Here is an 11,917-nt window from a genome sequence, read left to right as displayed (position 1 = left end):
GACCACGGTGCGGCTCGCGCTATCGATCGCGCCGCTGATATGCGCATAGCCATAGCCGATGACGGCGGCGAGCAGCAGCCCCGCGACCCCGCTGGCGATCGGGACAAAACGCCGGCCGCCGAAGAAGGCGAGATATTCGGGCAGCGCGATGGTGGCGAAGCGGTTGTAGAAATTGCCGCCGATGAGGCCGGACAATATGCCTATCGGTACTTCGAGCTTGTCGATTTGCGTGAGCGCCCAATTCTTTGCGGCCAGCGCCGCCGCCGCTTCGGGCAAGCCCGCGCCAATATCGGGCGGTGCGGTGAGGAAGGTCTGCGCGCCGGTGGTGGTGACGAGGTAGCAGACCACGCCCGCGAGCGCCGCGGCGCCATTGCCGTCGCGCGCAAAGCCGACCGCGACGCCGATCGCGAAGAGGATGCCGAGGTTGTCGAAGATCGCGGCGCCCGCCGCCGAGATGAAGGCGATATCGAGCAGGTCGGGCTGGCCGATGCGCAACAGCAGGCCAGCGATTGGCAGCACTGCGATCGGCAGCATGAGTGCGCGGCCGAGCGGCTGGAGCGTTTCGAGAATCTGTCTCACTTTCGTGTCTCCTCGAATGCGCGGGCGAGCGCGCGAACCTCGGCTGCCGACTTGCATTGCAGCGCGAGCTCGGCATGCGCGCGCGCTTCGATCAGCGTGAGGCCGCGCACGATCTGTTTCGCCTCGGCGACGAAGCCGGGGACCGCCGAGAGTTCGGTGGCGCCGAGCCCGGCCAGGATCGGCAGCGCCGCGGGATCGGATGCAAGCCCCCCGCACACTCCGACCCAGCGCCCGCGCGCGGTCGCAAGGCGGCAGGTTTCGCCGATCATGCGCAGCACCGCGGGGTGCATCGCGTCGACCCCGGCGGCGACCGCCGGATTGCCGCGGTCCATCGCGAGCACATATTGGGTGAGGTCGTTGGTGCCGATCGACAGGAAATCGGCCTCGGCGGCGAGCAGATCGGCGGTCATCGCCGCCGCGGGGGTTTCGATCATCACCCCGACCTCGACCGGCGTGACAATCTCCATTTCGCCGCGGAGCCGCTCGACGATCGCGCGGACCTGCCGCATTTCGTCGATGCTCGCGACCATCGGGATCATGATCTTGCACTGGCCCACCGGCTCGACGCGCAAGATCGCGCGGAGCTGCGTTTCGAGCAGGTCGGGCCGGGCCAGCGCAACACGGATACCGCGCTGGCCGAGCGCCGGATTTTCCTCCTGCGCGATCGGGATATAGGCGGCGGGCTTGTCGCCGCCGATATCGAGCAGGCGGATGATAACGGGCTTGCCCGCCAGCGCGTCGGCGATCCCCTGATAGGCGGCGTGCTGCTCATCCTCGGACGGCGCGGTGTCGCGATCGAGGAAAAGGAATTCGCTGCGGACGAGCCCCGATCCCTCGGCTCCCTGTTCGGCGGCGAGTACGGCGTCCTCGACCGTGCCGATATTGGCGAAGATTTCGATGCGCGTGCCGTCGCTGGTCTGGCAGGCGTCCTTTGCCGCGGCCTGAGCGGCCTCGCGCCTTGCATCGCGCTTGGCGAGGCGCACTGTGAAGGCTTCGGCATCGGCGGGCGAGGCGGCGACGGTGAGGTGGCCCATCTCGGCGTCGAGCAACAGCGGCGCGCCGTCGGCAACCGCGTCGAGCGCATCGCCCATCGCGACGAGCGCGGGGAGGCCCATGCCAGCGCAGAGGATCGCGACGTGCGACGTCGGCCCACCGCGCGCAAGGCAGACACCGGCGGGTTTCGCGGCAGCTAGCGCCACAAGCTGCGACGGCAGCAAATCCTCGGCAACCACGATCGTCCCGGCCGGAACGGCATTGCCGTCGAGCGGCGTGCCCGTCAGCGTCGACAGCAATTGGCGCTCGATGTCGATCAGATCGTCGATGCGTTCGATCAGATGCGCATTGCCCGTCGCGCGGATCGCATCGACCTGGTCGTGGATCGCGCCGCGCCAGGCGAAGCCGGCGCTGCGTCCCTCGGCGATGCGCTTCTCCGCGCCCGCAAGCAGTTCGGGATCGTCGATCAGCGCCAGATGCGCGTGCATGACCGCCGCCACGCTGCCGTCGGCGCTGTCGGCGCGCGCGGCGATCTGCCCGCGAACGTCACCCCGTGCCGCGAGCAGCGCGGCGCGCTCCTCGACCGGACCCGAGCCATCGCGCGCGACCGCGATCTCGGCCTGCCGCAACCGCGTCGCCGGACCCATCGCGAGCCCGGGCGAGGCAATGACGCCCCCAATCTGTCCCGCACTTAGCACCTGCTCCCGGATCGCCGCGACGGGCTTCGCTGCCGGCGCGCCTTCGCCCATGTCAGTCGCCAGCAAGGCGACGATCGCCGCAAGCGCCGCCTCGGCATCGCCGCCGCGCGCCTGCACGACAACCTCGTCGCCAAAGCCTGTGCCGAGCGCGAGCAGCGCAACCGTGCTGCGCGCATCGCCGCGCTTGTCGCCGTTCAGCAGATGCACGTCGGCCTCGAACCGCCGCGCCGTCTCGCCGATCCGTGCCGCCGGGCGCGCGTGTATGCCGTGCGGCAGCAACAGCGTCACCGCCTGCTCGACGACCGTACCGTCATCCGACCGGCGGCGCGCCTCGGCCTGCACCGGCACCAATGTCATCAACGCCTCGCACGCCCCGATCGTGCAATCGACGGTGCGGCGGCTGATCGCAAAAGCCTCGGCATTGGTCACGATCACTGGGGTAATCAGGCTGGTGGCGGCGAGCGCGACCGCATCGAGATCAAAGCGGATCAGCGGATCGCCGTGCGACACCGTCTGCCCGACCGCGACGAGCGGGGTGAAGCCTTCGCCCTTCAGCATCACCGTATCGAGCCCGATATGGATCAGCACCTCGGCGCCCTCGGCGCTGCGCAGCGAAATCGCGTGGCCCGCGTCGTGGAGTGTCACCACTTCGCCGTCGAAAGGCGCGACGACGGTGTCGCCGAGCGGCTGAATCGCGACGCCGTCGCCCATCATGCGCTGGGCAAAGACGGGATCGGGAACGCTGTCCAGCGTCGTCGCCCATCCTCTGAGCGGAGAGGTGATGATCAAGCTCATCGGCTTATTCCCCAAAACTTTCGCCGCTTGTCGTTGTGCGGCTTGTTTATCATTGTGCGGCTTGGACAAGGTCCGGTGCGGTTTCAGGAACAACGTGTCCGCCGATCCATGTTGCGCGCGGTGCGAGGTCGGCGCTCAGCCACACCCAGTCGGCGCGCTGCCCGGGTGCGATCGCGCCGGTGCTGTCCTGCAGCGACAGGAAAGCGGCAGGAGTCGCGCTCGCCATGGCCGACACCTCGGGGACGGAAAGCCCCGTCACCTCCACCGTCTTGCGCAACGCCGACGCCATATCGAGGTGCGTGCCCGCGAGCGTGCCGTCCTCGAAGATGCAGACGCCGTCCTTCACCGCGATGCGCTTGCCCTGCAGCGTGAATTCGCTGACATCGGTGCCGACGCTGGGCATCGCATCGGTGACCAGCATGATCCGCTCCTTGCCCTTCGCATGGACCGCGAGCCGCACGACCGCAGGGTGCAGATGGACGTCGTCGACGATCAGCCCGCAATAGGTATCGGAGTCGAACGCCGCGCCGACCGCGCCCGGATTGCGGTGGTGCAGCGGCGACATCGCGTTGAACAAATGGGTGAAGCCGGTGAGCCCCGCGCCGATCGCGCGCTGCGCTTCGTCATAGGTCGCGTCGCTGTGCCCCGCGCTGACGATCACCCCGTGGCGGACGAGGGTGCGGATGTCGTCCTCGTCGCACAGTTCGGGCGCCAGCGTCAGCATCACGCGCCCGCGGTGCGGCGCGGTGAGCGTCGTGAGGATGGCGTCGTCGAGACGGCGGATGCGATGCGCCTCGTGGATACCGCGCTTCACCTCGTTGATGAACGGGCCTTCGATATGGATGCCGACGACGCCCGGAACCCCTTGCTCGATCGCGGCATCGACTGCGGCGAGCGCGGCGGCGATCTGCGCCGGCGTGTCGCTGATCAGCGTCGGGAGGAAGGCGGTGGTGCCATAGCGCGCATGCGCGGCGCCGATTGCCGCGATCGCCGCGACATCGACCTGGTCGTTGAACAGGACGCCGCCGCCGCCGTTAACCTGCGTGTCGACGAAGCCGGGGAGGAGCCAGCCGCCGTCCAGATCGATTTCCCGATCCGCCAGCGTGTCTGCCGCGGGCGTGACGGCTGTGACGGTGCCGTCGGCGACGGCGATGTCCACCGCGCCGAGGGCACCGGCCGGCAGCGCGATCCGGCCGTTATGGAAACGAAAGATCATAAAGTCTCGGTAACCTTGTTGAGATGCGGAGGCGAGTCGGGGTTGTGCCCCCGTGCCAGCGCCAGCGCGCTCGCCATGCGGTAAAAGCTCTGGATCAACAGGATCGGCTCGATCGCCGGATGCGCCGCGATGGCGGGCAGGTCGCCGCCGGCGGGATCGGCGAGCAATACGGTGGCGCCGCGCCCGCGGAACTCGTCGGCGACTTCGCGAACTCCGGCGGCGGCGCGGTCGGTGCCGCCCAGCGCGAGGACGTGAAAGGCCGCCCCAACGATCGCCATCGGGCCGTGGCGCACCTCGGCGGCGCTGAAGCTTTCGGCGTGGAGTCCCGAGGTTTCCTTGAATTTGAGCGCCGCCTCCTGCGCCACGCCAAGGCCATAGCCGCGCCCGAGAACGAACAGGTTGGTGGCGCCCCGAAACGCCACGACGGCAGGCGACCAGTCGAGCGCGAAGGCCCGCTCGAGCTGCGCGGGCAGGGCGGCCAGCGCGTCTTCGAGCATGGCATCCTCCGCCCACGCCGCGACGAGCGCCGCGATCGCGGCGAGCGAGGCGATATAGGATTTTGTCGCGGCGACCGACCGCTCGACCCCGGCGGACAGCGGGATCACGACGTCGGCGAGAATCGCAAGCGGCGAGCCTTCGGCATTGACCAGCGCGACGACAAAGGCGCCCGCGTCGCGCTGCTGCTCGACCGCGGCGAGCAGGTCAGGGCTTTTTCCCGACTGCGAAATCGCGAGGCATAGCCGGTTTCCGGCGACCGCGGGGGCGTCATAGAGCGACGCGATCGACAGCGCCGCCGACGCGGTCGGCGTCCCGGTCATCGTCTCGATCAGATATTTGGCATAGGTCGCCGCATGATCCGACGACCCGCGCGCGCAGGTGACGACCGCTGCGGGGGGCGAAGCGCGCAGGCGCCGGGCGATCGTGGCGAAAGCGTCGCGATTCGCCTCCAGCATCCTTGCGACGCCGCCTGCCGCATCGCCTGCTTCCTGCTCCATCAGCGTCTGTCGTCCGTCCGATGCGGCGTTCGGCGTCATAGAATCTTGTCTCCCGGTCGGTGCTGTGCAGCCCTTCGATATATTGGTACTATATAGGTTATATATGTCCCATCAAGATATATGTTTGCTGCGACTGGATTTTGACCGCCCATCCTTTGTAGTGCACGCTTTTCAGCGCATGCAGCCATCCCGGATCGCATTTTTCGGGACTGCTGACCGGCCACCGATGGCGCGCGGTCTTGTAGCGTATTGGTAATAAATGGCGACCAATGTTGGTCTTGTGCAGATCGCGCAGGCGGCGAGGATTCGGTCGCGGATCTTGCGTTGCGCGGGCGAGTGCGCCGGGCGGCCCGGCCGGGATCCAAGGCTTTTTAAGCGGCCTATCCGTTAAGCTCGGCGACGACGTCATAGGCGTCGCCGCGATAATAGCTCTGGGTGAACTCGGCGGTGCGGCCGTCGGGCAGAAATCCGCGCCGCTCGATGAACAGGCCGGGCGTGCCGGTCTCGATCCCCAGAACCTCGGCTTGCTCGGCGGTGAAGGCGACCGCGCGCAGCCGCTGGAGCGCGCGGACGGGCAGGTGCCCTGCCGCGTCGAGCGCCTCATAGAGCGACGCGCCGACTGTCTCGACCGACGGCAGGCAATAAGCCGGGATCGTCGCATATTCGAGCGCCATCGACGTGTCGTCGGCATAACGGATGCGGTGGAAGCGATAGACGAGCGAGCCCGGCGACAGGCCGAGCGACAGCGCTTCCTCGGGGGTCACCGCGCCCGCGGTCTTGCTGATCCACTTGCTGTGCGGCTTGCGCCCGCGCGACACCATGTCTTCCGAAAAGGAAGTGAGCTTGGAGAAGCTTTTCTCGACGCGCGGCCGTGTGACGAAGGTTCCCGCGCCGCGGCGCCGTGTGACGATTCCATCGGCGACCAGCCCGTCGATCGCCTTGCGCACGGTGATGCGCGAGACGTCGAATTCCTCGGCGAGGTCGCGCTCGGTGGGGATGGCTTCTTCGGCTTTCACCACCTGCCCCTCGATCGCGTCCCGGAGGATCTTTTGCAACTGAAGGTACAGCGGGGTGGGATCGTCCTTCTGGAGCGGGCCGACGCGTTCGATCAATGACAAGGACGATGCTCCATCCGGTTGTAAAGGCGCTTCAGCCGATAGGACCAGCGCCGCGGCCTTATGTGTTGCATTGGTATCGTCGCGTCAATCTTTGTCGCGAACTGCTCGCGCGAAAGGGGGCGCCTGATTGTCTCTATCTCGCAGGATTGCGATAGGACCAATTCGGCTTTCTCGGTCAAACTCGTAATGGCCAAGGTGCCATCCTGCTCAATGCGCGACGATTGCGCTCTAGCGACGCTGGGTTGCAATACTAATATGAAACCAATTTGGCGGCTGCCATTAGGTCAAATGCCAAGTTTCCTGACATTTTGCTGTTTTTTGTTATAAAACAGCCGCATCGGAAAGGCGTTGACCCGTCAGTTTCTGCATGACAAATTAGATACAAATTGTCGATCGGGAGAAGGTGGATGCGGACAGCGGGTTGGACGGCGATAGCGATGGCGACGCTGGCCGCGCCGCAGGCGCTGGCGGCCGAAGCGCCTGCGCAGGCGTCGCTCGACCGTCTCGCTGATACACTCGGCTATCGGCTCACCATGGTCGACAATCGCCCGACCTGCCCGGCCGGGATCGACGGCTGTTTCCTGTCGACGATCACGCTGACCCTGCCCAAGACGCTGCCCGTCGACGCGCCGCCCGAAGGGTTCGCGCTCATTTTCAGCTTCGTCAATCCGCTGCCACGCGTCGAAAGCGACATTTTCACGCACCGCCACGTCAATGGCGACGCCCAGCAATTGACGCTGAAACCCGGCGTGACGCTGCGCCCCGGTTCGACGCACGAGATCAAGCTGTGGGGCGTCGGCTCGAATTTTTCAAAGGCGTTCGCGATGCCCAACGCATATCTGGTTGCTGAGGGGCTGAAGCCGCGCACCATCGCGGCGACGCGGGCGGCGATCGATCCCGAGACGGGCCTCGAAATCCTGCCTTTTGTGGCGCCGATGACCGACGAGGCCAAGCTCGCGACCAAGAGCGACGCCGACAAGACGCGCTGGCTGACCGCCGAACGCGCCTTCGATGTGCAGGCCGGACGGTTGGCACCCGAGGCAAGGGGCATCGTGATCCTGCCGAAGCCCGCAAAAGCGATGCAGGGCAGGGGGCAGGCGGTCGACCTTGCCCGCGGCATCGCGCTGACATTGGACGGCGTCGAACGCGACGCGGTTGCGCCTGCTTTGGCGGCGCTCGGGTCGCCTGAGGGCGGCGCGCTGCCGCTGACGATCCGCATCGATCCCGCCGCCTCGAAAAAGGCGGAAGGCTATATTCTCGACGTCAAGGCATCGGGCATTGCGATCGCCGCGCACGACGCAGCGGGGGCAAGTCACGCGCTACGCTCGCTCGCGCAGCAGGCGGCGTTCGAGAAAGGCAAGCTCGCGGCGCTCCACGTCGAGGACGCCCCCGAATATGGCTTCCGCGGTCTCCACATCGACCTTGGCCGCAACTTCCATGGGCGTGACCAGATTTTGAAGCTCGTCGAAGCGATGGCGGCTTACAAGCTCAACAAGCTGCACCTACACCTCGCCGATGACGAGGGCTGGCGCATCGAAATCCCGGCGCTCCCCGAACTGGCCACAGTTGGGTCGAAACGCTGCCACGATCCCGCCGAACAGACGTGCCTCCTGCCACAGCTCGGTGCCGGCCCCGACGGGACGAGCGGCGTCAACGGCTATCTCACCACGGCCGACTATGTCGCGATCGTCAAGGCGGCGACGGCGCGGCAAATCGAGGTCATCCCGTCGATCGACATGCCCGGGCACAGCCGCGCCGCGATCAAGGCGATGGAAGCGCGCCATGCCCGCCTGACTGCGGCGGGCAAAAAGGCCGAGGCCGAGACATACCGGCTGATCGACCCCGCCGACACCACCGAATATCGCAGCATCCAGCATTACAGCGACAATACGCTCAATGTCTGCCTGCCCGCGACCTATCGCTTCGTCGACACCGTGGCCGATGCGCTCGCCGACATGCACCGCCAAGCAGGCGCGCCGCTCAAGACCTTCCACCTTGGCGCCGACGAGACCGCGGGCGCATGGGTCAAATCGCCCGCCTGCAAGGCGATGATCGCCGAAAATGGCGGCGATGCGGGCAAGCTCACCCCGCGCTTCATCGAGCGCGTGAGCAAAAGCCTCGCCGCCAAGGGGCTGCGCGCTGGCGGTTGGAGCGACGGCATGGGGCATACCGAAGCCGCCGCGATGCCAAAGAAGGTGCAAACTAACATCTGGGCCGTGCTCCACGCCGGCGGGGTCCGCGAGGCGCACGACCAGATGAACCGGGGTTGGGACGCCGTCCTGTCGATCCCCGACCTTGGTTATTTCGATATGCCCTACGCACCGCATCCCGACGAAGGTGGCTACAACTGGGCCTCGCGCGGGGTCGATCCGTATCAGGTCTTCGGCTTCATGCCAGGCAATTTGCCCGCCAATGCCGCGACGATCCGCAACATCCAGGCCGAGGGCAAGGCGATCGAGGACAAGCCCGTACTGCGACCGGGCCACCGCGCCGCGGGGCTGCAGGCGCAATTGTGGAGCGAGACGACCCGCACCGACGCGCAGGTCGACTATATGCTCTTCCCGCGCCTGCTCGCGCTCGCCGAACGCGCGTGGAGCCCGGCGCCATGGACTCCGGCCTATCAGGCGGGGGCGAGCTATGAATGGGGCGACAAACGCGTAGACGCCGCCAAGCTGAAGGCAGGCTGGCAGGATTTCGCCGGGCGCGTCGCAGCGCAGTTCCCAATGCTCGAACGCATGGGCGTCGCCTATCGCGTCGCCCCTCCCGGTGCGCGGATCGTGGACGGCAAGCTGGAGGCGAACAGCATGTTCCCCGGCACAACAATCGAATATCGCATCGGCAGCGGTGCGTGGACGCGCTATGCCGGGCCGGTGCCGGTCGGCGGCGCGGCCGACCTGCGCAGCCGCTCCGCCGACGGCAAGCGCGCCAGCCGGACAGTTCGGGTCGAGCCCGCCCGCTAAATTGTTTGGTCCCGGCATTTGACGGAGCGGATTTGAGGTAAATCGTTGGGGCTCGTTTGCCCCTCAGGCTCTCTTGACTATGTTGTATCGCTCGACCGACTGCCTCCGTCTTGTGGCGCTGCCGTGAAGAATTTGTCCCATAGTGCATCCTTCCATTCCTGACTGGATAATGCACCATCAAATGCCGGGACCAAACACCTAGAGAGCAAGCTCGCAAGTCTCGCTGCCCCTCCTCTGAAGAGCAGGTGCTTTATCATTACCCAAGCCACTCGATCCACGCGCCGTGCGCGTGCGATTGGGCAATTTTCCTCGGTGCCTCGCCGCCCGGCCAATAGCGCACGGCCAGTTCATGATGATGCACCGTCCGGTTCGCTTCGAGCGCCACCCACGCGAGCGGCCGCTCGGCGGTCGCGCGTTTGCCGGCGTCCTCCATCGCGGCGGTCACGCGCGCCTGCTGGTCGGCGGGGACATATTGCCAGACGATCGAATGCATCAGCACGCGCGTCGTCCCCGCGGCCTGCGGGCGCGCCAGTTCGGCCTCGACGAAATCGGCGGCGTTGGCGCGGATCAGTTGCGGCGGCTCCTCGGTCGCGGCGGCGATCGCCGCCTCGATGCGCGCGAAGCGGATATGATGCTCGGGCCAGATATAGGCTTTCAGCCGGAGCGCCTGCCCGGGATCGGTGAGGTCGACGGGGGCGACGTCGCAGCCTTTGAGGTTCGTGATCTCGATCGCATGCTGCGGCGGATGATCGCCGCGCCATTCGGGGGTGAAGGCGATCGCGCCCGGCTGCGGCCCGACATGCACCCCGCCGAGGTCGTAGTGATAGCGGTCGAGCATTAGGTTGATCCCCCCGCTCGACCCGATTTCGAGGCAGTCGAAACGCGGCGGGAGGCCGCGGTCGGCGAACCAGAGCATCGCCGCGACAAAGTTCGACGAGCGCCCCGCCTCGTTGGTCTGCGGCGGTCCGTCGAGCCAGGGGAGCAGCGCTGGCTCGTGCCGCGCGACGACCCCGGCGATGATCGTGGCGTCGTTGATATCCTCGGAATCGGCATAGATCGGGGCGAGTTCGTGCGCGGTTCCCGACAGGTGGAGCGCATGGATGCCGCCGGCGGCGCGCAGCGGCAGCGCGTCGGCGAGCGGCGCGCCCTGCCACCCGGCGATGCGGCGCGCGAATTCGCTCGCGGGCTTGCTGAGCAACGCACCGAGCGCCGCGACGACGCGGGCGGTGACGCGCGCGTCGTTGGCGCGGCAATAGGCGACCTGGTTGGCAAAGGCGGTGCGGACGGCCTTCGGGCCGGTTTCGGCCATGTCGATGAACTCGTAGCGCTCGCTCATTGCCCTTTTTCCTCTCGCCGCTTATGGGCGCGCAAGCTTATGCCCGAACCGATCATCTTTGCCATCCCGAAGGGGCGCATCCTCGACGAGGCGCTGCCCCTGCTTGCGCGCGTCGGGATAGAGCCGTCGGAAGAGTTTTTCGACAAGAAAAGCAGGGCGTTAGTTTTTGGGACAAATCAGCCGCATATCTCGCTGATCCGCGTGCGCGCGTTCGACGTCGCGACCTTTGTCGCGCATGGCGCGGCGCAGCTCGGCATCGTCGGGTCGGACGTCGTCGACGAGTTCGATTATAGCGAGCTTTATGCGCCGGTGGACCTCGGCATCGGCCATTGCCGCCTGTCGCTGGCGGGGCCGGAAGGCAGCGCGCCGCCGGGGCTGGGTGAAAGCCATATTCGTGTCGCGACCAAATATCCCGGAACGACGCGCCGCTGGTTCGAGGCGCAGGGCATTCAGGCCGAATGCATCAAGCTGAACGGTGCGATGGAAATCGCGCCGAAGCTGGGGCTCGCCTCGCACATCGTCGATCTGGTTTCGACGGGGCGCACGCTCGTCGAAAATGCGCTCGCCGAACAGACGGTCATCAGCGAAGTTTCCGCACGGCTGATTGTCAACCGCGCGGCGTTCAAGCTGCGTTCGGCCGAGGTGCCGGCGCTGGTGGAACGCTTTCGGCAGGCAGTAGGGCAGGGCGATGCGGCGGCTTGATGTATCCGAACCCGGCTTCGCCGCCGAGTTCGACGCGCTGGTCAATGATCGGCGCGAGAGCACATCCGATGTGTCGGCCGACGTCGCCGCGATCATCGTGCGAGTGAAGGCCGAGGGCGACGCGGCGCTCGCCGACTATACCGCGAAATTCGACCGCTTCGATTTGGGCGCGAGCGGGTGGAATATCTCGAAAGAGGAATGCGCCGCCGCCTATGCGGCATTGGCGCCTGAGCTTCGCGATGCGCTGAACCTCGCGGCCGACCGCATCCGCGCATATCACGCCGCGCAGCTCCCGGAGAACCGCGACTATCGCGACGCCACCGGCGCGCGGCTCGGCGCGCGGTGGAATGCTGTCGATGCCGCTGGCGTCTATGTGCCGGGCGGCCGCGCCGCCTATCCCTCGTCGGTCTTGATGAACATCATCCCCGCCAAGGTCGCGGGGGTCGAGCGCATCGTGATGATGACCCCGACGCCGGGCGGCGAGACGAACCCCGTGGTGATGGCCGCCGCGCATATCGGCGGGGT

At 66.9% G+C, this 11,917-nt stretch carries 9 protein-coding genes; 3 read left to right on the top strand and 6 right to left on the bottom strand.

All coding sequences use genetic code 11. The annotated features are described in order from the left end of the window. The 5 genes from VJ811_RS16750 to VJ811_RS16730 form a co-directional block, all read right to left on the bottom strand. Positions 1 to 579: PTS transporter subunit EIIC (locus VJ811_RS16750; protein WP_324074471.1), on the bottom strand; the 579-nt coding region annotated here is incomplete at its 3' end. Continuing rightward, positions 576 to 3,065 carry a phosphoenolpyruvate--protein phosphotransferase gene (ptsP, locus tag VJ811_RS16745; protein ID WP_324074470.1) on the bottom strand — a complete coding sequence of 830 codons (2,490 nt, stop codon included), beginning with the start codon at positions 3,063 to 3,065 and terminating at the stop codon, positions 576 to 578. The genes VJ811_RS16750 and ptsP, both read right to left, overlap by 4 nt. Before the next feature lie 49 nt (positions 3,066 to 3,114). Next, entirely contained in the window at positions 3,115 to 4,281 is a 1,167-nt protein-coding gene (gene nagA / locus VJ811_RS16740; protein WP_324074469.1) for an N-acetylglucosamine-6-phosphate deacetylase, read from the bottom strand. Beyond that, on the bottom strand, positions 4,278 to 5,315 hold the full coding sequence (locus tag VJ811_RS16735; RefSeq protein ID WP_324074467.1) for an SIS domain-containing protein: 1,038 nt from the start codon (positions 5,313 to 5,315) through the stop codon (positions 4,278 to 4,280). Before VJ811_RS16735 ends, nagA begins: the two co-directional genes overlap by 4 nt. A 341-nt stretch (positions 5,316 to 5,656) precedes the next feature. Then, positions 5,657 to 6,394 carry a GntR family transcriptional regulator gene (locus VJ811_RS16730; RefSeq protein ID WP_324074466.1) on the bottom strand — a complete coding sequence of 246 codons (738 nt, stop codon included), beginning with the start codon at positions 6,392 to 6,394 and terminating at the stop codon, positions 5,657 to 5,659. Between the two features lie 407 nt (positions 6,395 to 6,801). Between VJ811_RS16730 and VJ811_RS16725 the strand changes: the two genes are divergently transcribed. Continuing rightward, on the top strand, positions 6,802 to 9,354 hold the full coding sequence (locus VJ811_RS16725; RefSeq protein ID WP_324074464.1) for a family 20 glycosylhydrolase: 2,553 nt from the start codon (positions 6,802 to 6,804) through the stop codon (positions 9,352 to 9,354). A gap of 256 nt (positions 9,355 to 9,610) precedes the next feature. Here the strand turns inward: VJ811_RS16725 and VJ811_RS16720 are convergent, their stop codons facing one another. Beyond that, a complete protein-coding gene (locus VJ811_RS16720) occupies positions 9,611 to 10,690 on the bottom strand; it encodes a DUF2332 domain-containing protein (RefSeq protein ID WP_324074461.1) in 1,080 nt (359 codons plus the stop codon). 39 nt (positions 10,691 to 10,729) lie between these two features. On the opposite strand from VJ811_RS16720, the gene hisG reads away from it, so the two are divergent. Then, the gene (hisG, locus tag VJ811_RS16715; RefSeq protein ID WP_324074459.1) at positions 10,730 to 11,392 is read left to right on the top strand and encodes an ATP phosphoribosyltransferase; all 663 of its coding nucleotides are present in this window, start codon (positions 10,730 to 10,732) and stop codon (positions 11,390 to 11,392) included. Continuing rightward, positions 11,379 to 11,917: histidinol dehydrogenase (locus VJ811_RS16710; protein ID WP_324074457.1), on the top strand; the 539-nt coding region annotated here is incomplete at its 3' end. The genes hisG and VJ811_RS16710, both read left to right, overlap by 14 nt.

This window comes from Sphingopyxis sp. (genome assembly GCF_035250425.1).
In the GTDB taxonomy this organism is placed as follows: Bacteria; Pseudomonadota; Alphaproteobacteria; order Sphingomonadales; family Sphingomonadaceae; genus Sphingopyxis.
This window is presented reverse-complemented; position numbering and strand designations above follow the sequence as displayed.